Annotated in this window: 17 protein-coding genes and 3 pseudogenes; 10 read left to right on the forward strand and 10 right to left on the reverse strand. The window is 60.0% G+C overall.

The window, feature by feature from the left end; genetic code table 11:
* Positions 1-89: 89 nt before the first annotated feature.
* Positions 90-2078: a serine hydrolase gene (locus RJT37_RS18515; RefSeq protein ID WP_313690192.1), complete on the reverse strand. Its 1989-nt coding sequence runs from the start codon at positions 2076-2078 to the stop codon at positions 90-92.
* A gap of 214 nt (positions 2079-2292) precedes the next feature.
* On the opposite strand from RJT37_RS18515, the gene RJT37_RS18520 reads away from it, so the two are divergent.
* Positions 2293-3063: an SDR family NAD(P)-dependent oxidoreductase gene (locus tag RJT37_RS18520; RefSeq protein WP_313690194.1), complete on the forward strand. Its 771-nt coding sequence runs from the start codon at positions 2293-2295 to the stop codon at positions 3061-3063.
* Between the two features lie 351 nt (positions 3064-3414).
* Here RJT37_RS18520 and RJT37_RS18525 read toward each other — a convergent pair whose 3' ends face one another.
* Positions 3415-4230, reverse strand: coding sequence for an IS5 family transposase (locus RJT37_RS18525; RefSeq protein ID WP_313684595.1), 816 nt, complete (start codon positions 4228-4230; stop codon positions 3415-3417).
* A gap of 306 nt (positions 4231-4536) precedes the next feature.
* Here RJT37_RS18525 and RJT37_RS18530 point away from each other — a divergent pair, with 306 nt between their 5' ends.
* On the forward strand, positions 4537-5106 hold the full coding sequence (locus RJT37_RS18530; protein ID WP_313690263.1) for a CPBP family intramembrane glutamic endopeptidase: 570 nt from the start codon (positions 4537-4539) through the stop codon (positions 5104-5106).
* A gap of 429 nt (positions 5107-5535) precedes the next feature.
* Positions 5536-5742 (forward strand): annotated as a pseudogene (locus RJT37_RS18535) (CPBP family glutamic-type intramembrane protease); the annotation flags it as partial.
* A gap of 278 nt (positions 5743-6020) precedes the next feature.
* Here the strand turns inward: RJT37_RS18535 and RJT37_RS18540 are convergent.
* The gene (locus tag RJT37_RS18540) at positions 6021-6164 is read right to left on the reverse strand and encodes a hypothetical protein (RefSeq protein ID WP_313690407.1); all 144 of its coding nucleotides are present in this window, start codon (positions 6162-6164) and stop codon (positions 6021-6023) included.
* A gap of 89 nt (positions 6165-6253) precedes the next feature.
* On the reverse strand, positions 6254-7207 hold the full coding sequence (locus RJT37_RS18545) for a hypothetical protein (protein WP_313690265.1): 954 nt from the start codon (positions 7205-7207) through the stop codon (positions 6254-6256).
* Positions 7208-7516: 309 nt separating this feature from the next.
* Between RJT37_RS18545 and RJT37_RS18550 the strand changes: the two genes are divergently transcribed.
* Both RJT37_RS18550 and RJT37_RS18555 read left to right on the forward strand, forming a co-directional pair.
* Positions 7517-8950, forward strand: a complete 1434-nt coding sequence (locus RJT37_RS18550; protein WP_313690202.1) for a DUF8147 domain-containing protein — start codon at positions 7517-7519, stop codon at positions 8948-8950.
* A gap of 282 nt (positions 8951-9232) precedes the next feature.
* Positions 9233-10473, forward strand: a pseudogene (locus RJT37_RS18555) (RNA-guided endonuclease InsQ/TnpB family protein).
* A gap of 242 nt (positions 10474-10715) precedes the next feature.
* On the opposite strand, the gene RJT37_RS18560 reads toward RJT37_RS18555, so the two are convergent.
* Both RJT37_RS18560 and RJT37_RS18565 read right to left on the reverse strand, forming a co-directional pair.
* Positions 10716-12020 (reverse strand): DUF7282 domain-containing protein, encoded by a 1305-nt coding sequence (locus RJT37_RS18560; RefSeq protein ID WP_313690204.1) that lies wholly within the window; start codon positions 12018-12020, stop codon positions 10716-10718.
* 579 nt (positions 12021-12599) lie between these two features.
* The gene (locus tag RJT37_RS18565) at positions 12600-12797 is read right to left on the reverse strand and encodes a heavy-metal-associated domain-containing protein (protein ID WP_313690207.1); all 198 of its coding nucleotides are present in this window, start codon (positions 12795-12797) and stop codon (positions 12600-12602) included.
* 132 nt (positions 12798-12929) lie between these two features.
* Between RJT37_RS18565 and RJT37_RS18570 the strand changes: the two genes are divergently transcribed.
* Positions 12930-13520 carry an AsnC family transcriptional regulator gene (locus tag RJT37_RS18570; protein ID WP_313690209.1) on the forward strand — a complete coding sequence of 197 codons (591 nt, stop codon included), beginning with the start codon at positions 12930-12932 and terminating at the stop codon, positions 13518-13520.
* A 96-nt stretch (positions 13521-13616) separates the two neighbouring features.
* Complete coding sequence (locus tag RJT37_RS18575) at positions 13617-16292, forward strand: heavy metal translocating P-type ATPase (RefSeq protein WP_313690268.1); 2676 nt, start codon at positions 13617-13619, stop codon at positions 16290-16292.
* Between the two features lie 501 nt (positions 16293-16793).
* Here the strand turns inward: RJT37_RS18575 and RJT37_RS18580 are convergent.
* Both RJT37_RS18580 and RJT37_RS18585 read right to left on the reverse strand, forming a co-directional pair.
* The gene (locus RJT37_RS18580; protein ID WP_313684617.1) at positions 16794-17609 is read right to left on the reverse strand and encodes an IS5 family transposase; all 816 of its coding nucleotides are present in this window, start codon (positions 17607-17609) and stop codon (positions 16794-16796) included.
* Between the two features lie 160 nt (positions 17610-17769).
* Positions 17770-18198 (reverse strand): annotated as a pseudogene (locus RJT37_RS18585) (class I SAM-dependent methyltransferase); the annotation flags it as partial.
* A 108-nt stretch (positions 18199-18306) separates the two neighbouring features.
* Between RJT37_RS18585 and RJT37_RS18590 the strand changes: the two are divergent.
* A complete protein-coding gene (locus tag RJT37_RS18590) occupies positions 18307-18450 on the forward strand; it encodes a hypothetical protein (protein ID WP_313690270.1) in 144 nt (47 codons plus the stop codon).
* A 58-nt stretch (positions 18451-18508) separates the two neighbouring features.
* Here the strand turns inward: RJT37_RS18590 and RJT37_RS18595 are convergent, their stop codons facing one another.
* Both RJT37_RS18595 and RJT37_RS18600 read right to left on the reverse strand, forming a co-directional pair.
* Positions 18509-18820, reverse strand: coding sequence for a DUF7562 family protein (locus tag RJT37_RS18595; RefSeq protein WP_313690212.1), 312 nt, complete (start codon positions 18818-18820; stop codon positions 18509-18511).
* Entirely contained in the window at positions 18817-20460 is a 1644-nt protein-coding gene (locus tag RJT37_RS18600) for an NADH-quinone oxidoreductase subunit D (RefSeq protein WP_313690214.1), read from the reverse strand. Before RJT37_RS18600 ends, RJT37_RS18595 begins: the two co-directional genes overlap by 4 nt.
* Before the next feature lie 168 nt (positions 20461-20628).
* On the opposite strand from RJT37_RS18600, the gene RJT37_RS18605 reads away from it, so the two are divergent.
* Together RJT37_RS18605 and RJT37_RS18610 are read left to right on the forward strand one after the other, a co-directional pair.
* Positions 20629-21285 (forward strand): helix-turn-helix domain-containing protein, encoded by a 657-nt coding sequence (locus tag RJT37_RS18605; protein ID WP_313690216.1) that lies wholly within the window; start codon positions 20629-20631, stop codon positions 21283-21285.
* Positions 21286-21431: 146 nt separating this feature from the next.
* A complete protein-coding gene (locus RJT37_RS18610) occupies positions 21432-22325 on the forward strand; it encodes an alpha/beta fold hydrolase (protein ID WP_313690218.1) in 894 nt (297 codons plus the stop codon).
* Positions 22326-22450 lie beyond the last annotated feature (125 nt).

Here is a 22450-nt window from a genome sequence, read left to right on the forward strand (position 1 = left end):
CTGGAAGAACTGCATTCGGTTGCACTACCGGGCGAACCTATAACTCGCTGAGGATTTCAACAGACCTCCTTTTCGGGAACGTTACGCCGCTACACCTGATACCAGAGGAGGTTCCAGTACGCGAGAACGAGCGCAAAGATGACACCTGTGAGGCCGACCACGGTATACTGAACTCGCGTCAGGCGGCTCCAGACATCCCGCTGCCAGGCAAACCCGGTGAGGACGAGCGTCGTGACACTCGCGAGGGCTCCCAAGAGCGGGAACAGCAGGACGACCTGCAACGGTAGCGGATTCCCGAGGAGGGCCGCCTGTGGATCGCTTAACACGACGACGGCCAATCCAATCACGAACCCCAGATAGCTCACCGCTGTGAGTCCAGCGATCCGACGAGTGTGCCGCAGTGGGGAGGTCGGTCGTTCTCGCGTCTCGCCACGGTACCATCGCCAGAGACCCGTCGCCGTCCATCCGAGGACGGCTCCGAGAAAGACCAGGATGCTCAGGCCGGCGATGGCTGCGTGCGTTGCCGGTTGCTCACTGGCCCCGAGTCGTTCATAGGCTGAGGGAGGCCTGCTGTCGAAGAACAGGTGGGTTATCTCGCCGTCGGTCTCCTCAAAGACAAGCGCGTCCCATCCATCGACCGCCTCGAAATACAGGTCGTTCACCTCGACCCACTGCGTCGACCCGCCGGGGCCGGTCGTGACGAGTCGGCCCTGGTCATCGACGGAGACAGTGACATTCGACTGCACGCCCAACAGTTTCTCCGACGTGGTGTATGGAGACCTGAGTGTGCGATACGTCCCGGTCACGTCACTCACCCGCGTTGGCTCGCCATCGGGCTGGGATGTGCTCTCTTCGCTCGGGTAGTACTCGTCGATCAGTGCGTCGAGCAGTTCGTCTCTGGCTTCGATACCACCAGGGCTGTTGTACGAGACGAAGAGCCCGACCCCGTGCTCCGGAAGCAGGGCCACTAAACTGTGGAATTGCTCGGTGTCGCCCGCGTGCCCCACGATACGCACATCTTTCCGGCTCAGTTCGTAGAACCCAAAGCACATTCCGTTCAGTCGATCGTCGTTGCCGAATCGCCGCTGGTGCATCGTCGCTACGGAATCGGACTCGAGGATGCGTCCCTGGCCGGTTGCGCCACCCTGCAGGTGGGCACGGACGAACCGCGCCATATCGGTCGCTGTTGTACTCATCGATCCAGCTGGCGCCATACCGACGTACTCGAAATTGCCCTCCTGATACCGACCGTTCGGGGTCGTGTACCCCTTCGAGAGCGTCCCGTCGATAGCATCGGGAACGGGCTGGTCGAACGTGCTCTGATCCATCCCGAGCGGCTCGAAAATCTCCGCTTCGACATACTCACTGAACGACGACCCGGCAGTCGTGGCGGCGATATAACCGGCAAGCGCGGCCCCGTAGTTCGAGTAGGCAGTAAACTCACCCGGCGGCCGAACTCTTGCCGGTCGCTCGTTCTTGAGCATCGTCGGGAGCGGACGCAGATCCGATTCGTTCAGGACAAACGTTCCACGAGCGCGTTCCTCGAATCCCGCAGTATGAGTCGCAAGGTGATCGAGGGTGATGGGTTGGTCGTACGTGTCCGGTATCGTGATATCGTCGAGATACTCGTTTATGTCACTTTCAAGATCGACCCGACCAGCCTCGAAACCCTGCATAACTGCCGTCCACGCGAAGAGTTTCGACGTCGATCCGATGCGAAAGAGCGTATCGGCGGCCTCGACCGGCGCGTCGGTCCAGACGTCCCGGACACCGTACCCCTTCGTGAACGTCGAATCACCATCGACGACTGCGACGGTCGCACCGGGGATGTCGTGGGCCTCAAGTTGGGTGTTCATCACGCCATCGAGAAACGTCTCGAAGGATTCTGGGTCGGATAGCAGTCCGTTGGACTGTTCCTGCTGGCTGGGTTCAATCGCGCTCGCTCTGCTGGACATTCCTTGGAGGGCGACCGCCGCAGAGCCTGTCGCTGCGAGGCCGCGAAGTACCGTGCGTCGCGAGTACGCGTTCGGCTGTTGGGTACCAGCGATGGCATCAGTCACTGTTTGCGATCGGGACATCGGTCGATTGCGTTTTAGCAGCGTTGCGCAGTCACCGCTCTAACGGTCACGAACTCACACTCTATTGAAATAAACATTCAGGGAGAACGGCCTCAAAGGCAGTTCAAGCAGGAAGTCGGAACCGGCCTCATTTTATCGCCCGAGAGTGAGGCGAGATAACACGCCCCACGAGTATATATACACTTATGATGAAGGTATTGATGGAGGTCGAATTATGGACCGATTCTCGGACAAGACAGCACTCATCACTGGAGCCGGATCGGGAATTGGACGTGCAATAGCCCAACGCCTCGCTGACGAGGGAGCTGATGTAGTGGTCTCTGACGTAAACGAAGAGCGCGGCGAGGCGGTGGTTGCATCTGTCGAGGACGACGGTGGGTCTGCCACCTTTGTATCGGCCAACGTTGCTAATCCTGAAGAAGTTCAGCAGTTGGTTGAGACCACTGTCGATACGTACGGAGGGCTTGATATTGCCGTCAATAATGCCGGTATTCTCACCGGGCTCGAAGACATCACCGATATCGAGGAGGATGATTGGGAGCGACTCATCGACGTCAATCTGAAAGGTGTATGGGCCGGAATGAAGGCGGAGTTGCCCGTGATGGAAGAACAGGGCGGGGGAGTCATCGTGAACACAGCGTCCGAAGCGGGACTCGTCGGGATGGGTGGACTCGGGAACTACGTTGCCAGTAAACACGGCGTCGTTGGGCTGACGAAGACGGCCGCGCTTGAATACGCCGACCGCAGCGTCCGCGTCAACGCGATCGCGCCCGGGCCAACGGAGACGAACATCCAAGAAACGATGGCAGGCGGGTCGGATCCTCGTGAGTTGCCCTTCGATACGAGTACTATGTCTGACGTGCCGATGGGACGTCAGGCCGACCCAAAGGAGATGGCCGGTGTCGTGGCGTTCCTGTGCTCCGAGGACGCGTCCTTCGTGACTGGCGTCACTATCCCGGTTGATGGCGGCCAGGCGGCCGACTAACCCCGCCGGTCATTTTCTCCGATGAATCGGGCACATCTGTCTCACGACCAACCGCCCCTGCAAAGTGGATAGGCGCGCCCGCTTGTGGATCTGTGAACCTGACAGCGCGGTCCGAAGCGATGTCGAAGTACAAGATGTCTTGCCTTGTTGAACGCAAGACAGCGACGGGGTAGGGTCGATTGTTTGTAGTCTCACGCTGTCAGAGGTGCGTTCTTACAGTCAGAAGATACAGCGGCTGTTACTGACAGCGGTTGCCGAAGGGTCAAAACTATGGTATCTTGCTTCGTTGTTTCGGTGACGACGGCGATGCCTCTCCCGGATACGTCCGGAGAAGGGAGCAGGCGGCGAGCCCTAACTCGCCGCCTGCGTTAGGTTATGGACGATGCACTTCCGAGTCAGCTCCCGGAACTGGCCGTGCCAGCTCCGGGAGCGGAGCTTCTCGCCGTCGTCTTCTTTCAACTGCGAGAAGCCCGTCTCACTCATCCAGCGTTGGTTGTAATCCTCGGTCATTCGGGCGTTGTGGGCCTTCTGCAACGGTGTTTGTTCCCTGTGCTTGATCAGTGGTCGCGTTGAGTTCGAGCGACACTCCTCACGGAGTTCGCCCCACGAGTAGTTCGCGTCAGCGAACAATACACGCAGGTCTTCCGCGTTCCGGCGGAAGACCTGCATCCCGATGTGGCCGTCCCACGCCTTCTGTGTCGTGAAATGAACGTCTTTGATCGCTAGCGAGTTCACGTCGATCAAGATGGTTGTCTTCATCGACTGGAACGAGTAGTTCGCACGGTCACGGTAGTGATAGCTGGTCTGATCACGCTGGAAGCCACTTGCATCGATTGCGGCTTCACCACTCCAGCCCGCCTGCTCCGCCGAAGCGCGGAGCAGGCGGCGGAGTTCACGCATCCGATACTCGTCTTCCCACCGGCAGAACGAACTGTAGTGTGGTGCCTCGTTGAGATCAAATACGGCGAGGATACCGGGCATCTCGTTGAGGTAGTCTTCAGTCTCACGAAGACTCTTCTCCAACTCAACGCGGAACAAAATCAACGCAATCTGTGTCCACTTGGCGTACCCGTCCGCGCCGTTCGGCGCGGCGGGTACGTCAGGGTCATCTACGTGCTGTTTGGCAAGATCTCGACACATCCGAGCGAGCCGTCTGAGCGATCCCATATCGCCAGACGGCGTCCAATTCCCGGTTAGCTTGACGGTATTTTCCTGTGAGAGCGTCTGAAACTACAGTCAGCTAGCGGCAAAACAAGGCAAGATGTCTACTGACTACATTCCTGTGAACGCGGGTCGTAACGGACCCACATATATTTGTCATATCCTGCAGTCACATCCAACCGAGGGCGGATCTAAGATGGGGCCTGACAAAGCTCGACGCGAGTCGCGTGCATCCCTGTCTTTTCCAGTTTTCGTCGGTTTGATTCTCTCCCTGTTCGGAACTCCGTTGCTTGGACGGCTCGGTCTTCTGCGATGGGTCGAAGTGTCGGCAGCCGGTTCGTTTCTGCCACCTCCCTTGCCAGTTGGTTACTGGTCGGCACTATTCTGGTTCTCGTCGTCTACTGGGAGCGGCGGCAGCTACCCTCGATCGGTCTCCGGGTACCCGACCGCAAAGAGGTAGCTGTCGGACTGGGTGCTGGTCTCGGTGGGGCCGTGCTCGGCCTCCTCGTGACTGGTGTCGCCGTCGTCACCCTAAATCTCGAACAACCGGAGACACTGTCGGCGATCGGTCAACTCTCCCTCCCAGTCCAGATCGCTGTCGTCGGGACGGCCGTCGTCACCGAAGAGATACTCTGGCGGGGCTACCCGATCGAACGGCTGACAGAATTAACTGGTAGTGTCTGGGTCGGAGCTGTCGTCAGCGGGTTCGTTTTTCTCGCGGTTCATTTTCCGTCTTGGGGTCTCGTCGGCGCGATCCCACAGGCAGTATTCACGGTTGTACTCGTGGGCGTGTACGTCTGGAGTCGCAACATAGTAGCCAGTATGCTCACCCACGGAATTATCAATCTCATTATGATATTTGTGTTACCGGCCTTTCTCTAGATCACCACCAAATTTTCAGGGCGATAGAATTATCAATTAACTTGACATCATTAACAGATAATGCTCGAACGTGGGAAAGCCATCGTCTGGAACGAACAGACGCGCCGACTGCGGCTCCCGTGGCGACTGGTACTGTGGCTTGCTCTGCTGGTCGTCCTCGGTATCCTCGTGACGACGGCCGTCGGCATCCTCTCCAGCCGATCGATCGAATCCGTGGTCGCACTGTTCAGGCCGGGACGTCCAGGTGATCAAACCCGGATTGCGGCCCGGAATCTGGTCTTCGTGTCGGGACAGTTGGTCGTGATGGTCGGCAGCGTGTATCTTGCCGGCCGGTTCCTCGATCGGCGGTGGTTCCGGGATTTCGGGTTTCGATTCGACCGGGATTGGTGGGTCGATCTTGGGTTCGGCCTCGGATTGGGGGCTGTGCTGATGACAGGGGTGTTCGTCGTCGAACTGCTGGCTGGCTGGATCACTGTCAGAGAGCTGTTTTTCATCGCGCGTGCTGACTTTGCTTTCTGGCCGTGGTTCGCCTGGGGGTTCGTCACGTTCGCGGCCGTGGGTGTCTACGAGGAACTCCTGTTCAGGGGATATCTTATCACGAACATCGCGGAGGGACTGACGTGGTTCGAGCGGGTTCGTGGGACGGCTGCAGTCGGGCTTGCCACGCTGTTTACCTCCGTCGTCTTCGGGGTGGCACGCCGGAAACCCGAACGCAACGCTCGCAAGTACGGTCGGTATTATGCTCGCGGCGCTCACGCTTGCGGCTGGCTACGTGTTGACCGGCGAACTCGCGATTCCGATCGGCCTCCACACGACGTGGAACTTTTTTCAGGGGACGGTCTACGGATTTCCCGTCAGTGGGACGAAAAACGGCGTCTCTCTGGTGGCCATCGAGCAATCCGGTCGCAGACTACTCACCGGAGGAGTTTGGCCCGGAAGCGGGCCTCATCGGAATCGTTGCCACTGGAATCGGTCTCGGCCTCACCCTTCTGTGGGTCAACTGGCGCGAGGGTGCCGTTCAGTTCGACCCGTCGCTTACGAGCCCCGACCTCCGCCATCGATAGCGGTCGATCGATGAATACGACGATGACTGCCCGCCTCGAGCGGTCCAAACCCACCGACTACACGGTGTCGTTGACGGTGGTCGTTACTGATCGTTCGCCGCCGTCTTGGCGTCTGTGTGCGGAATCTCTGCCCCGGCGTCCGTGTCTGGAATGGCACCAAGCACGTGTTCCCGGAGGGGCGCTGTGGCGAGCGCACCGGTGACGTGCCCGCGATTCAGCACCGCGAGCGACATCCCGGCGTAGCTCGGTCGCTGGCTGTCGTACTCGATGATACGGTCGTACCTCGCGAGAAGCGGCGCACAGTTGGCCGACTCGACGGCCCTGAACTCCTCCTCGAAGCCGAGTACCTCACGGAGGTGATCCGGGCGTCTCTGGACTTCCCCGGCTGTCATCTTCCGATAGATGGACGAAACGAACATCTCGCCCAGCGCGGCCCCGGCGAAGATCGGAGCGTACTGATCGACGGTGTCGAAGCAGGCTCGGTGGAGGTTGACGGCCCAGCCACCGAGGCTGATACCCGATACGAGGACCGGGCGAGTGGTTCGATCGTTCGCCGTTGTGGCGAGCGCGTCGATGAGGACGACTGAGGCGGCGAGCATCCCGACGAAGTTCTCGAGTTCGCCCATCGCCCGGGCGTAATCCATATTCGATCCGTCGTGGAACGGTGCTCTGACGGCGACGACGTTGGCTGGAATCGCATCGTCGGATCCGACGAACAACCGCCGGAACGAGTTCGAACTGAACCGCCCGAAGTCGAACGGTCGCTCGCCGCTCCCGTGGTGATAGATGAGCGTCGGATAGTCCGGGCCACGCCACTGCCAGGGCAGATACGCCGCCTCGAACGTCCCGATCGGTGTGTCGACGGGGACGGTCCGCTCACCAGCAGTACTGAGATCGTCGACCGTGGCCTCCGATTCACTCGCCACCTCGACGAGCGGTGGGGAGTCGAGGGATCGGGCGAAGAACTTCAGATCGCGCAGGAGGCCTGCACTCACCTGAATGGTCCCGATATCGATGAGTTCGTGGATGTTCGCCATCCGACCTGGAAGTCCGGGTCGGACGCCCTTAGTTCTCGACGTCCGCCCAGTCCCTCGCGGACCACCAGCGTCCCCCGGTGGGCTTGCTGTCGAGTCTGTACTGCTTCCGTGGGATGTCCCCAGTCTGCGACATACGAGTGGTCGTCGATTCTCGACTTTCGGATCACTCCCCCTCGCGACCGTTTCCGTCCGGGTGAGTCGATCGGCTTCGCGAGCAGCCGGATGCGCGAGCGTACCAGCAGCCGTGTCGTCGTCTCCTCGACCGGAGTGAGTACGGGTTTTTTGTGATCACATAGAGTCATATCCTGTATGCCTCTGCTGACGCGCAAGGCCCTCCGAAACGGAGCAATCGGAGGCCTGGCTGGGGCGGCGCTCGGGTTCGTTCCGCTCGTTCTCCTCGTCGCGCCACTCCTGGGCGGTGGCGTCGCAGGATATCTCGAAGGCGACGACACCGAGCGAGGGCTGGTCGCGGGTGCCGTCGCTGGGGTGGTTATGGCAGCACTCAGCACTGTCGTCACAGGCGTGATTCTGTTCACCCGCTTCGGGGATCTGCCGTTCGCCCCCGGATCGCCGCTCGCGGGCTTCGGCGTCGCTGCACTGCTGTCGTTTGCGGCCTCTCTCGGGCAAGTCCTCGTTGCGAGCATCGGAGGCACGCTCGGCAGTCTTCTCGCAGGCGCCCGACCGTCAAAAGAAGATCCGGGCGACCGTCACGAGCCCAGATGGGGCGTCGTTGCCGGAAGTCTTGTCGCCGGAGTCCTGATGTTCGCCGTCGTCACCGTTATCGTCGCTGTCGTGCTCGAGGCGTTCATCTGGTTGTCGCTGCTCGTCGCCCTTCCGATCGGGTTCATCGCCGGTGCCGCTGTCGCCATCCTCGGGTATCGCTACGTCACGCGAGGCCCCGACAGCACCGTCAACTGGCGTGGTGTCGGCATTGGGGTCGTCGCCGTCGTCGTCGCGTTCGGGTTGCTGCTCGGCGGGGTGTACGCGCTCGGCCAGCAACGCGCCGAGCAGTCCGAACAAAGTACCTACGAGTATCAGGTGACGATCTCTGCGGACCAGACGCTGTCGAATGCGACGTTCTACGTGCCGGTGCCGGAGACGAGCGGCGAGGCGGAACTCGGCGAGCGGTTCGTCGAGGACGTCCAGTATCGCCGCGAAACCCCTGCAATCCGCGGATACGACGGTGACCCCTCGCGTGTGAACTTCACGTACGAATTAGTCGACACGAAGCACGGACGGATGCTTGCCATCAGCGCCGACCGCATCGAGGTCAATCGCGTGTACTACCGCGAGGTGGCGAACGAGACGATGGGGTGGCGCGAAGCAATTCCCGAGTCGGAGTACGATCCGTCGAACCCATCGATGGGCGTAGTCGATGACGGCACCTTCACGTTCTCCGTGACTGCCCCGAGCGGGGAACCAATCGATACGGCAGCGCTGTTCGGAACGGAGCCACTGCTCTCTCCGCAGTTCAACCGCACGCCGGTCGAGTGTATGTACGGTTCCCAGGAGCGCCACCGCTGCTTCGAGTACGACACCCCTATGTACGCCACCTACGGAGCACCCGAGGACACGACGGTGTACGTCTCCGCGCACCTGGCCGGCCGCAACGAATGGATCGCCGGCGAGTGGACCGGCAACGAGTACCGCGAACGGGCCCACACGGAACTGCTGGGGCCGGGCCGTGGCTGGTACTTCGTGCGGGGCGAACTGGAGGTCGGAAGCGGCCGCTATCGGGACTAATTCCTCGATCTGTGGTCTCTGATTTTCATCGGGTGACCTCTTCCAGCACCGATTTTCCGAGGAGGAACTCGGCGAGCAGTTCGAAAAAAGGTGGGCGGCGACGAGGACCGAACGGGTCACTCGAAGGTGGACCCCGTCTGTCGGCGTCTCTGTCGAGAACCACACGCCCGCTGCTATTTATCGGCGGTCAAGGCGAATACCCCGAGGCTTGACCTCGGGGATGAGGCCGACACGCAGGGATACAAACCATTAAGACGACACATCCGTAATCACGGGACAGCGATGGAGTACAGTTACCGCTATCAAGCTTGTCCAACACAAGAGGTAGCGGAGCGACTGGAACACCATCTGAATGTTCATCGCCAACTCTACAACCACGTTCGCTGGGACTACGAACAAGCCCCAGAGGACGACAAACCGAGTGAGTACGACCAGAACAACAAACTCCCCGAATGGAAGCGAAAGTGGCCGGTGTTCAGCGACCTGCATTCGAAGGCCGCACAAGCCACCGTCGCTCGCTTCCATCGGAACCTCTCGAACCTTCGCAAGAAGAAAGAGAAAGGGTACAACGTTGGTCGACTCAAACGGCAATCACCCACCGAGTACCGGAGCGTGACGTACAACCAGTCCGGTTTCGACCTCGATGAAAAGAGGGGCGCGACAGGTATGCTTACGTCCGTTTCAGCAAAATCGGCTGGGTCAAAATCCGTTACCACCGCTCGATTCCCGACCAAGCAACCATCAAAGAAGTCACGTTCAAGAAGGAGACCACCGGCGAGTGGTTCGTTTCCCTCGGCCTCGAAACCGACGACGCCGACTTGCCCGAGAAGCCCGACGTGGACTCGCTTGACGCGAGCAACAGCGTAGGTATCGACCTCGGCATCCTCAACTACATCCACACGAGCGACGGCAAGACCGTGGTCTGGCTCGACCTCAAAGACGAGCACGAGCGTCTTCGCCGCGAACAACGCAAGTTGTCTCGTAAGGAGAAGGGGTCGAACAACTACGAGAAGCAACGTCGGGAAGTGGCGAAGGTGAAGCGCCACATCAAGCAGAAGGTGGTGGACTATCAGCACAAGATTACGACGTGGCTCGTCCGCGAGTACGACGCTGTGTTCGTTGAGGAGTTGAACGTGAAGGGGATGTTGGAGCAGTCGCACAACGCTGGCAACAAGCAGGATGCGGCGTGGCGACAGTTCATCACTCTGCTCGAATACAAGGCTGACCTGTACGGTTGTCACGTCAAGCAGGTTGAACCCGAAGGGACGACGAAAGAGTGTGCGTCGTGCGGTGTGGAAACGGCGAAACCAATCTGGGTCAGGGAACACTCCTGTCCGAGTTGTGGCTTCGAGACGGACAGAGACGCGAACGCGGCGATGAACGTTCTCAAGAGCGGATTTTCTGAACTAGGGCTGGGATGGCCCGAAGACACGCCCGTGGAGACTGTGACCGCTACGGACACACCTGAATTTCAGTGTGTGTCTGCAAGTCACGTCGTAGAAACGGGAAGCCTCGGGGCTTGACCCCGAGGCGATTCACCGCAACGACGCGTTCTGTCCACATATGACAATACGCGTTCTGTCTACGTACGAACGCCAGACGGCGCTCGTCGTTGGCCTAGGAAGGGAAACAGCGAATCTCTCCGCCTTGTGACGACTCAACCCAGCCGTTCGCCCGTCCCGACGGAGCATCCCGGTATCGATGGGAAATAAACGCCGAGTATGCGGGACTCGGCTGAAAGTGCGAACCTGGGGACCCAGGTTAGTTACGCATCCTCGGGGGGTGCTGTCGGTTCCGCGTCGGTACCCTCTTCACCGGAGTCGCCCTCTTCGGTGTCCTCTCCGGGTGCAGTGGTTTCGTTTCCGGTGTCCCCGTCAGCGCCGTTTTCGGGTGTACTGGTTTCGTTTCCGGTGTCCCCGTCAGTACCGTCTTCGGGTGTGCTGGTTTCGTTTCCGGTGTCTCCGTCAGTACCGTCTTCGGGTGTGCTGGTTTCGTTTCCGGTGTCTCCGTCATCCCCGTCGTCCGGGACTTCGACCGTGATGATCGCGTCCTGTCCGAAGTCGTTCGAGAAGACGCTATGGATGTACATCCCCGGGGGAGTCCCCTCGGTATTTATTTGGAACTGAACGGTCGTCGAGCTCTCGCCGTCGAGGTCGACGGTTCGGGTCTCCACGAGGGCGCCGTCGAACCGGAACTCGACCGGCTGTTCGTTGGCGAACTCGTTGGGGTTCGTGACGGTGGCGTTCACTGTGACGTTTTCGCCAACGGTCACCGACTCGGGCGCAGTGAGGTCCGTGACCCCGAAGGAGGCGATTTCGTCGACGATCAGGACCTGGGCGGGCTGTCCGTCCTCTCGCGTGTACACGCCGTGGATGTACCTGTCGGCAGTGACGGCTGACGTGTTGACGGAGGTTGTGATAGTCGTCGACTCGCCGGCATCGAGGCTGACTTCCTCGCGGATCGACACGTTACCGTCGAAACGGTACTCTACGGTCTGTGTGTCCGCCTCGTCGTTGGGATTCTCGATGGTTGCACTGACGTTCAGCGTATCGTTCCGTTCGATGACTTCCGGAGCACTCAGATCAGTCACGACAAACGATTCACCGGTGGTCATCTGGGTTTCCACGGTGACGTTCGCCGAGTCGGTGATCGCCGTCCCGTTGTCGACGTACGGACCGTCCTCCGATCCGTTGGTCGCGACGAAGTCGTAGGTCTCGCTGGCGTTCCTGTCGCGATGCGGCATCGCGATCAGCGTCTCGTTATCGGTGAGCTCCGTCTCGTTGAACGTCGCTCCCGGAACGCCATCGAACAGCGTGACAGTGACGTTATCGTGTTCCCCGGGTTCGAGGTACTCCGAGACGCCGACCACGCTCCCGGTGACCTCCCCTTCGAGTAGACTGTCGTCGTGGATCACAACGAACCCGCCGTCTGTCATATTCACCGAATCGACGGTCACCGACGTGCCGTCCGTCGTCTGATCAGAGAACGCCACCGTGGCGTTTGTGTCCATCGGTGAGTCGGTCTGTTGCTGTGTCTCCTGTGCTCCGACCATTCCCACGACGGAGGTCATCATCACCGCCGCTAATACGATCGCGATAAGTTTCGTTCTTGAAGCTTCCATAGTATTGTATCTCAGATCCAGTTTCGTGTTTCGCTTGCCGAACTCGTGTTTCGCTTGCCGAACTGTCCTCCGCTCGCTGGTCCCCGCGTGAACCACACGTCCCCCACTCCCCGGTCCAGTTTTGTTATACGTCGTCTTGGTCTGCGTTCGATCGGCTTACTCCTGTCCGCCGATTTTTGTACCATATCGGAGTCTATGCCGAGGTCGATAAGACCCGCTTATTAGAGAGCTCCGGCGGTGTCGCTGCTGAATTGCCTCCGAAACCACGGGTCTCCGGAGCCCGTAACACGGGGAGTAATCCCCACCATCCGACGCGGGCAAAGGCCCCGTGTCGGCGGCCAGAAGATGTCAATCCATCCAGGTATGATACTTCGGCTTTCGCGGTACGATCAGGGCAGGCGGACTCGAAAGAGAACGAGGGTCGTCCGCGAACGAGCTGGGTCTCTCATACTGATTACTCTCACTTGTTACCGCCGAGCGCCATCCCTATTGGCGGCGCTCGGCGGTAAGAGACGGGAGTAATCAGTATCAGGCGTGGGCTGTGTATCCAGCGTCTACGACTGCCTGCACGAGAACCGTGACGTCGGCGTCACCATCGACGCTCGCCTGTTCGGCCTCACGATCGGCGGTAGCGTCAGTCACACCAGACACGCCTCGGAGTGCCTCTTCGACTGTCTGTTCACAATGGCCGCAGGTCATCCCCTCGACGGTGATCACTTGACTCACTCCAGTGAGAGACACGGTCGGCTCCTCTTTGCCGTTTCCTGCTTCGACACTGCTGTTTCAACGGCCGTGAAACGCAGCATTCCAAAGTGAATTCAGGGAAATAGTATTGTATCCTGCGTCCTTTCGGCCAGTATGCGGGACTTGGACGAAACCGATATGGAGATTCTCTCGCTGTTAGCCGAGAACGCCCGTCGCCCGTTCAGCGCAATCGGCGAGGAAGTTGGCCTCTCCGGGCCAGCCGTCTCAGATCGCGTCACACGGCTCCAGGAGGCCGGGGTCATCAACCACTTCACTATCGATGTCGACCGTACCAAACTCAGGGCTGGTGTACCGGTACTCGTCCAGCTAGATCTCCCGGCCGAGTCGTTCGAGACGGTACGCGAGCGGGTCAGAAACGACGACGCCGTCGAACACGTGTTCATTACGTCGGAGGGCGACCTCTGGTTCTATGGACGTGCAGAAGCACAGAACGTCCGGGCGTGGGTGAACACGCTTCTCGACGGCGTCGACTCGGTTGAATACACAGTCACGTTAGTCGACGAAGTCGAGTGGACGCCATCGATCGATGGCGTCGAGTTCGCACTCACGTGTGCCGAGTGCGGTAATACTGTGGATTCTGAGGGGGAGACGAGTCGTATCGGTGGAGAGCTCTATCATTTCTGTTGCCCATCGTGTCAGAGTCGATTCGAAGATCGACACCAGCGTCTCGAAGAGGGCGTGTAGCGCTGACTCCGGTTTGGAAACGAAAGCAAACGCCGTTGATTACCCCCACTATCTAAGTAGTAACTCACCTAACGGAGTAGCCCCTATAGTATACCGATGCAAACACGCACAGCACATCTTGACATCACAGGGATGACCTGTGCCAACTGCTCGGGGACAGTTGGGGACGCCCTGGAGTCGCTCGACGGCGTCATCGAGGCGAACGCCAATTTCGCCACGGACGAAGGTTCCGTCGAGTACGACCCTGACGAGGTTTCGCTCGCAGAGATCTACGAGACGATCGAGGACGCCGGCTACGGTGCGGTGTCTGACACGGTGACCATCGGTATCTCCGATATGACCTGTGCCAACTGTGTGCAGACGAACGAGACTGCGCTCGAGAACACGCCGGGTGTTATCTCGGCCGAGGCGAACTTCGCCACCGACGAAGCGCAGGTCAGGTACAACCCCGCGGACACGTCACTCGAGGCGCTCTACGACGCTATCGAGGACGCCGGTTACTCGCCGGTCCGTGAAGACCGAGACAGCGGTGAAGCGGGTGAAGACGCTCGGGACGCCGCGCGACAGGGTGAGATTCGAAAACAGCTTCGACTGACACTGTTCGGAGCCGCGTTGGCTGCCCCGATGCTGTTTTTCCTCGCAGAGAAGTTTCTGCTCGGCGGGGGAATTCTGCCCGAGACGGTCTTCGGCGTCGAATTCGGGTGGGTCGAGTTCCTGCTGGCGACACCCGTTCAGGCGGTGCTCGGCTGGCCGTTCTACAAGAACTCGTACAACGCGCTGGTCAACAACAGGCGCGCCAATATGGACGTTCTCATCGCACTGGGTTCGTCCACTGCGTATTTCTACTCCGTTGCAGTACTTGCCGGACTGATCGCGGGAAGCCTGTACTTCGACACTGCCGCGCTCATCCTGGTGTTCATCACCCTCGGGAACTATCTCGAAGCGCGCTCGAAGGGGCAGGCGGGCGACGCCCTTCGGAAGCTTCTCGAAATGGAGGCCGAGACGGCCACCCTCGTCGACGAGGACGGCAACGAGACGGAAGTGCCACTCGAAGATGTCACCGTCGGTGACCGTATGAAGGTCCGTCCCGGCGAGCAGATTCCGACCGACGGCGTCGTCATCGACGGGCAGAGCGCCGTCGACGAGTCGATGGTCACCGGCGAGTCGGTCCCCGTCGAGAAAGGCGAGGGCGACGAGGTCGTCGGCTCGACGATCAACGAGAACGGCGTCCTCGTCGTCGAGGCGACGAAGGTCGGCGCGGACACGGCGCTCCAGCAGATCGTTCAGACAGTCAAGGAGGCCCAGTCCCGCCAGCCAGACATCCAGAACCTCGCAGACCGAATCTCGGCGTACTTCGTCCCGGCGGTCATCGCGAACGCGGTACTGTGGGGCACCGTGTGGTTCCTCTTCCCTCAAACACTCGCTGGGTTCGTCGAGTGGCTTCCGCTGTGGGGTGCGGTCGCTGGCGGCCCAGTCGTGGCTGGTGGCACTGTCTCAGTCTTCGAGTTCGCGCTCATCGTCTTCGCGTCGTCCGTGTTGATCGCCTGTCCCTGTGCGCTGGGGTTAGCGACGCCTGCTGCAACGATGGTCGGGACGACGATCGGTGCCCAGAACGGCGTCCTGTTCAAGGGCGGAGACATTCTCGAACGGGCGAAAGACGTCGACACGGTCGTCTTCGACAAGACGGGCACGCTGACGAAAGGCGAGATGGAACTGACCGACGTCGTCGTCTTCGACGGTGACGGCCAGGCCGTCGCGGACGGTGGAGAGCCGGCAGCCGACGGCGGTCCCGCGAGTAGCGCGAGCGGGACCTCGTCGGACCCTCGATCCGACGGCGGAGCGCTAACCGCACGCGACCGTCTCAGTGAGGATGACGTCCTCCGATTCGCAGCGACGGCCGAGAGCGGGAGCGAACACCCGCTCGCCCGGGCCATCGTCGACGGAGCCAGAGAGCGCGGCATCGACGTGAACGACCCCGAGGACTTCGAGAACGTCCCCGGCCACGGCATCCGCGCAACCGTGGACGACAGCGAGGTGCTGGTCGGAAACCGAAAGCTCCTCCGCGACAACGGGATCGACCCCTCGCCCGCTCAGGGGACGATGGAACGTCTCGAAAGGGAGGGGAAGACGGCGATGCTCGTCGCCCGCGTGCCCGCTGGCACGGACGAGGGAGAACTCGTCGGTGTGGTCGCTGACGCCGACACGATCAAAGAAAGTGCCACCGAGGCCGTGAGCCAACTGCAGGAGCGCGGCATCGACGTGATGATGATCACCGGCGACAACGAGCGCACGGCCCGTGCCGTCGCCGAGCAGGTCGGCATCGACCCTGGGAACGTCCGCGCGGAGGTGCTCCCCGAGGACAAGTCCGATGCCGTCGAGGCCATCCAGGACGAAGGGCGCAAGGCGATGATGGTGGGCGACGGCGTCAACGACGCGCCCGCGCTCGCGGTCGCCTACGTCGGGACGGCCATCGGGTCGGGCACGGACGTCGCCATCGAAGCTGCGGACGTGACGCTGATGCGCGACGACCCGCTCGACGTGGTGAAGGCCATCCGCATCTCGGATGCGACACTCCAGAAGATTAAACAGAATCTCGTGTGGGCGCTTGGTTACAACACGGCGATGATCCCGTTGGCTTCACTCGGGCTGCTCCAGCCCGTGCTCGCGGCCGGCGCGATGGCCTTCTCGTCGGTGTCGGTGCTGTCGAACAGTCTGCTGTTCCGTCGGTACACTCCGGATCACGATTACGAACTGCTCGGCCGACTCCGCTAATCAACTCTCCCAGAATCACACTCCCTATAGTAGCATTTGCAAGTCTTCACTCACACGATCGCACGACTGCCTGCGATCGGATGTATAATCAGTTGCAAACGCTACTATAGCACGACACCGAGAAACGCCCGTGGGTTCGTCACAGCGGTGAGGAGACCGAACGCTAAGACGGCGGTCCCGACGCGGAGAACCGTGTTCCCCGCCATACTGTACTACGTCATCAGGGACCCGCGACGTCTCGTCGTAGCCTGCGAGTAGGAACGTCCACCCGCGGAACCTGAGCAGTGCTTGCCTTGTTGAACGCAAGACAGCGACGGGGTAGGGTCGATTGTTTGTAGTCTCACGCTGTCAGAGGTGCGTTCTTACAGTCAGAAGATACAGCGGCTGTTACTGACAGCGGTTGCCGAAGGGTCAAAACTATGGTATCTTGCTTCGTTGTTTCGGTGACGACGGCGATGCCTCTCCCGGATACGTCCGGAGAAGGGGAGCAGGCGGCGAGCCCTAACTCGCCGCCTGCGTTAGGTTATGGACGATGCACTTCCGAGTCAGCTCCCGGAACTGGCCGTGCCAGCTCCGGGAGCGGAGCTTCTCGCCGTCGTCTTCTTTCAACTGCGAGAAGCCCGTCTCACTCATCCAGCGTTGGTTGTAATCCTCGGTCATTCGGGCGTTGTGGGCCTTCTGCAACGGTGTTTGTTCCCTGTGCTTGATCAGTGGTCGCGTTGAGTTCGAGCGACACTCCTCACGGAGTTCGCCCCACGAGTAGTTCGCGTCAGCAGACAATACACGCAGGTCTTCCGCGTTCCGGCGGAAGACCTGCATCCCGATGTGGCCGTCCCACGCCTTCTGTGTCGTGAAATGAACGTCTTTGATCGCTAGCGAGTTCACGTCGATCAAGATGGTTGTCTTCATCGACTGGAACGAGTAGTTCGCACGGTCACGGTAGTGATAGCTGGTCTGATCACGCTGGAAGCCACTTGCATCGATTGCGGCTTCACCACTCCAGCCCGCCTGCTCCGCCGAAGCGCGGAGCAGGCGGCGGAGTTCACGCATCCGATACTCGTCTTCCCACCGGCAGAACGAACTGTAGTGTGGTGCCTCGTTGAGATCAAATACGGCGAGGATACCGGGCATCTCGTTGAGGTAGTCTTCAGTCTCACGAAGACTCTTCTCCAACTCAACGCGGAACAAAATCAACGCAATCTGTGTCCACTTGGCGTACCCGTCCGCGCCGTTCGGCGCGGCGGGTACGTCAGGGTCATCTACGTGCTGTTTGGCAAGATCTCGACACATCCGAGCGAGCCGTCTGAGCGATCCCATATCGCCAGACGGCGTCCAATTCCCGGTTAGCTTGACGGTATTTTCCTGTGAGAGCGTCTGAAACTACAGTCAGCTAGCGGCAAAACAAGGCAGCAGTGCTCCAAGAACGGTCAGGAGCCCGCCGGCGACGAGCCACTCCACCGCATTGGAGGCCCGGCCATCATTCACCACCGCCGTCCGGGCTGATCTCGAAAGTGGTGATCGTCCCAAGAAGTCCAGTAGTGGTATCTTGGATCGTGAGACCCGCCTCAGCGACAACATCACAGGGCTGTTGATCCCAGCGACAGCCGGTCTGGGCGTAGTGAGCGTCGGTCCGCCACTGCTGGTAGCTTGCGATCGGTCCCACGTCACTTCGCCCGTGTTCGACCAGGCGGATCGTCCCCTTGGGCTTACATACCCGGTTCATTTCACGGAGCGCGGCGACTGGATCGGGGAACGTACACGTCGACAGCGACGAAATCACTGCGTCGAAACTGTCGTCGGCAAAATCGAGATCCTGAGCATCCATCTGCAAAAGCGTGCCTTCGATATCTAGCTCTGTGAGTTGGTCTTCAGCGCGTGCTAACATTTCCGGACTAACATCGATGCCGACGAGTTCGACAGTCTCTGGAAGATATCCGAAGTTCGTTCCCGTCCCACAAGCGACGTCAGCACCTTCCCGTCAACATCTCCAAACCGTTTGCGGCGATAGCGGCCAGTGACGAGACGGGCCAGCCAGTCGAAGCGCTGGATCCAGTCAGCGTACTCGGCGTACGATTCTTTGATCTCCGAGAGCGACATCGGTCGGTTCGACGCCGGGTCGGTCTCGGTTCGAGAGCGGTGGCGGTGGGAACTCGTCTGAGTCGTATTGTCAGGTGATGTCATTTTGTTGGGGGAGCTACGAAGGGCGGTCTGTTCTGCTACGGTTCCTTCCGCGATGTATCCGCATCGTCGACTGTGAGCTCGCAGAACTGCCTGAGGAACGTCTGTCGGTCGGTCCGGCCAGCACCGGCCGCGATGAGCGTCTCTTCGAGTCCCTCGCGGTTCTGATGACAACACTCGCGGTGGCAGGGCTTACAGAGATATTCGAACTCCTTGTCGTCACGGTTCCAGCGGTCGCCCTGCTTGTCGTATTCTCGCGCAGCATCGCGGTCGACCGTCTCGCCGCAGGCGATGCAGGTTACCCGCTGATCGGAGTCACCACGCCACGGCGTCGATGTCGGTATCGTCATCGATCCACCTCACCCATAATCGTGTCGAGACTGCCGAGCGTTGCGACGAGGTCGGCAACGTACTCGCCTTCCGCCATCGCCGGTAGCGCCGATAGGTTCGAGAACGACGGGCCTCGGATTTTGAACCGCGCGGGCGCGTCGGTTCCGTCTGCGCGGATGTAGATCCCGAGTTCGCCCTTCGCGCCCTCGACGGCCCTGTAGCACTCTCCCGACGGTTTCAGCGTCCGCGGCACGTTGGCCTGGCAGGTCCGATCTGCTTCCGGCCAGTCCGAGAGCAGGTCGACGCACTGTTGGATGATGGCTGCTGATTCTTCGATTTCCTGTAGTCGCACAAGCACACGTGCGAAGTTGTCGCAGCCGTCCCGGGTGATGACGTTCCACTCAAGACGATCGTAGTAGCCGTACGGGTCGTCACGTCGGAGATCGTAGTCGATACCTGAGGCACGAGCGACCGGCCCGGTGGCTCCATACTGCTTTGCGACTGCTGGCGGGAGTTCGCCGGTGTCGACACACCGGGCTTGGAAGACTTCGTTGCTCGTCAGGAGGTCGTGGTATTCCGCGAGCTTCTGCGGCAGGTCGTTGGTGAAGGCGCGCACGTCTTCGAGGAACCCGTCGCGCGGCTCTGGGAGGTCCCACGCGACGCCGCCGATCCGGAAGTAGTTGAACATCATTCGTTGACCAGTCAGGTCCTCCAGGAGATCCTGGACGAGTTCCCGGTCCCGAAACCCGTACATAAAGGTGGCATTGAACTCGCCGCTGACGTCCAGTGCGTACATCGCCGTGAATAACAGATGTGAGAGAATCCGAGACAATTCGGCGCTCATCGTCCGGACGACCTGGGCGTACTCAGGGACATCAATCCCGGCTAAGTCTTCGATGACGCGGGCGTAAGCCCACTCGTTCAGGAGGCCCGCACCGCCCCAGTCCCAGCGGTCTGGGTACGGCATAATCTGGTGGCGGTAGGTCCCCTGCTGGCACATCTGTTCCTCACATCGGTGGATGTACCCGATATCGGGCTCGACATCTGCAATCGTCTCCCCATCCAGCTCGACGTTCAAATGAAGGACTCCGTGAGTCGACGGGTGGTGCGGCCCGATGTTGATGTGCATCGTGTCAGGCCCCTCACGGTGATCCTCCTGTAGCGGATTCGCGTGCTCGGACAACGGCACGATCTGAGGCCGTGTCTGATCGTAGTCCAGCGACAACGGATGTCCCTGCCACGTCTCCGGCAGCAGGATCCGCCGCAGGTCCGGGTGGTCCTCGTATTCGATACCGACGAGATCGTAGGCCTCCCGTTCGTGCCACGCAGCAGTCCGGTAGACCGGTGTTGCTGACTCACTTATCGGGTCGTCCTTCGCTGTCGGAACGACGACCGACAACTCGCGCGTCCGGTCGTCGTAACTGGTGAGGTGATAGATCGTCTCGAAGCGGTCTTCGTACTCTTGAGCAGTCACACACGAACAGTGGTCGAATCCTGCCTCCGAGCGAAGCGTCGAGAGGGCGCTCTGCACTCGATCAGCGCGGATCACGACCGCGGGGGCGTTCTCGTGCGTTTCACGACCGACAATAGCGTCGGTTGGGAGGGCGGTGACCGCCTCAGCCGGGGACTGCCGGGCGATCGAGCGGTGATGCTGAAACATCGTCCACACCTAGCTGTTCCAGACCGAGCACGGTAGGCGCGTTGCCTCACCTGTGGTGTGATATAAATACCAGTGCCGCCTTCGGAACTGCTGTTTTTTTTCGTTGCGCCGCAGCGGTGAGCGGCTCTACGGTAATGATTTATTTTCTAACGTACTGCAAGTCGTCGTATGCGGTATCTCACGGTGGAAGTCAAGCCAAACGAGGGAGGTGCGTTCCACCCACTTGGGGATAAGCTCACGGAAGCACCGGATATCGAGCGAAGAGCCATTCATCACGTTGAGCTTCTGGCCGACGAGACCGTGTTGCTACTGGCGGAGGCGAGCGGCAGTCAAGAGCGGTACGAACAGATTATGGCTGCATCCCCGCACGTCATCGATTATCTCGTTGCCGGAGATGACCGGTGGATGGCTGTGAGTCAATTCGTACCGACCGACGAGGTCCGAAAGGCACTGGTACTCCAGCAAGAACTGTTTTTAGTAGTTGATACGCCGATCCGCTTCACTTCCGAGGGTCACCTCGAAATCACGTACCTCGGGACGGAGAACTCCTTCAGCAAGCTGTTCGACTACGCCGGTGAGCTGGATTCGATGGCGTTCGATATTCGCAATATGGGGGAGTACGAGGCGGACGAGTCGTCTCTCAGTCGAATGATCACCACTCGACAAGAAGAAGTACTTGAGGCAGCCGTGGAGGTAGGATACTACACTGAACCACGTAAAGCGTCACTTGAAGAGGTAGGTGACGCCGTCGGGATCTCTCCTGGAACAGTGGGTGAACACCTTCGAAAAGTCGAAGAGCGCGTCTTTAGCGAGATCGTCCGCTGATGCGCTCGGGCTCGTAGTCGAAAATAAAAATAGCCTTACTGCTACGGCAGTCCGCCTATTCGGATACATCGCGTATTTTCAGACATCAATACCCCGTTGACGCCTGAGCAGAGCATTCGAACCGCTCGCCGTGCCAACAAACACTGATGGCAGCAACAACACCATCCACAGATACTGACGCATCGTTGCTTACAGCCCCGAACGTCGAATCCTCCTCCCGGGAGGTAAACGGCGTCCGACTACACGTCGTAACAGCTGGCGAACCTGATGCCCCCCTCGTCGTCTTGTTACACGGCCACCCCGATTTCTGGTATGGGTGGCGTCACCAGATCGGTCCGCTCGTGAATGCTGGCTATCGCGTGGTGGTCCCGGATCAGCGCGGCTGTAATCTAAGCGAAGCACCCGACGGAATCGACGCCTACCGGATGTCGAATCTCGTCGCCGATGTCCGTGAATTAATCCGCAGTGAGGGACGCGAATCGGCCCACGTAGTCGGACACGATTTCGGCGCGTTCGTGGCCTGGAACGTCGCTCTTCGGGAGCCCGCCGTCATCGATCGACTCGGAATCTGCAACGTTCCGCATCCGACGGTGTATCGAGAGACACTCCGCTCCAGCCTCCGCCAGATCGCGCGGAGTTGGTACGTCTGGTTCTATCAGCTCCCGAAGCTCCCCGAGTGGATGCTGCGCCGGAACGGGATGGAGAATATGGTCGCCACCCTCGAAATCTCCTCGAATAACGGAACGTTCGATGACGAAACGATTGCGCGGTATCAAGCAGCGTGGCGGCACACCGGTATTGAGCCGCGGATAAACTGGTACCGTGGATTCAGGCGGTCGGAGCGTCCGTCACGCGACACTGTCGTCCAACCAACGCTGATCTGTTGGGGCGAGAATGATGTTGGACTCGTCCCTTCTATGGCGGAGGAAAGCCTCGCGTACTGTGAAACGGGTCAGCTTCAGACATATCCCGACGCGTCACACTGGGTCCACCACGAGCGCGAGGAAGTCACTGAAGTGCTTCGTGATTATCTCTCGTGAACGGATGAGGTATCAGTACTCGGTCGTGGGGGTGACACCGGACAGCTTCAGCGATCACAGAGTCGGTTAGTATATGAATAAGCGGACACGTCCGACACAATAGCGGAGTAGTCCCGTCGCCTTTC

Source organism: Halobellus marinus (assembly GCF_032113415.1).
Taxonomy (GTDB): Archaea; Halobacteriota; Halobacteria; order Halobacteriales; family Haloferacaceae; genus Haloquadratum; species Haloquadratum marinus.

Excerpts from the sequence above, each read along its gene's own strand:
- RJT37_RS18515 (WP_313690192.1), bottom strand. The coding sequence starts at position 2,078 with ATGTCCCGATCGCAAACAGTGACTGATGCCATCGCTGGTACCCAACAG.
- RJT37_RS18520 (WP_313690194.1), top strand. The coding sequence starts at position 2,293 with ATGGACCGATTCTCGGACAAGACAGCACTCATCACTGGAGCCGGATCG.
- RJT37_RS18525 (WP_313684595.1), bottom strand. The coding sequence starts at position 4,230 with ATGGGATCGCTCAGACGGCTCGCTCGGATGTGTCGAGATCTTGCCAAA.
- RJT37_RS18530 (WP_313690263.1), top strand. The coding sequence starts at position 4,537 with ATGGGTCGAAGTGTCGGCAGCCGGTTCGTTTCTGCCACCTCCCTTGCC.
- RJT37_RS18540 (WP_313690407.1), bottom strand. The coding sequence starts at position 6,164 with ATGGCGGAGGTCGGGGCTCGTAAGCGACGGGTCGAACTGAACGGCACC.
- RJT37_RS18545 (WP_313690265.1), bottom strand. The coding sequence starts at position 7,207 with ATGGCGAACATCCACGAACTCATCGATATCGGGACCATTCAGGTGAGT.
- RJT37_RS18550 (WP_313690202.1), top strand. The coding sequence starts at position 7,517 with ATGCCTCTGCTGACGCGCAAGGCCCTCCGAAACGGAGCAATCGGAGGC.
- RJT37_RS18560 (WP_313690204.1), bottom strand. The coding sequence starts at position 12,020 with ATGACCTCCGTCGTGGGAATGGTCGGAGCACAGGAGACACAGCAACAG.
- RJT37_RS18570 (WP_313690209.1), top strand. The coding sequence starts at position 12,930 with ATGCGGGACTTGGACGAAACCGATATGGAGATTCTCTCGCTGTTAGCC.
- RJT37_RS18575 (WP_313690268.1), top strand. The coding sequence starts at position 13,617 with ATGCAAACACGCACAGCACATCTTGACATCACAGGGATGACCTGTGCC.
- RJT37_RS18580 (WP_313684617.1), bottom strand. The coding sequence starts at position 17,609 with ATGGGATCGCTCAGACGGCTCGCTCGGATGTGTCGAGATCTTGCCAAA.
- RJT37_RS18595 (WP_313690212.1), bottom strand. The coding sequence starts at position 18,820 with ATGACGATACCGACATCGACGCCGTGGCGTGGTGACTCCGATCAGCGG.
- RJT37_RS18600 (WP_313690214.1), bottom strand. The coding sequence starts at position 20,460 with ATGTTTCAGCATCACCGCTCGATCGCCCGGCAGTCCCCGGCTGAGGCG.
- RJT37_RS18605 (WP_313690216.1), top strand. The coding sequence starts at position 20,629 with ATGCGGTATCTCACGGTGGAAGTCAAGCCAAACGAGGGAGGTGCGTTC.
- RJT37_RS18610 (WP_313690218.1), top strand. The coding sequence starts at position 21,432 with ATGGCAGCAACAACACCATCCACAGATACTGACGCATCGTTGCTTACA.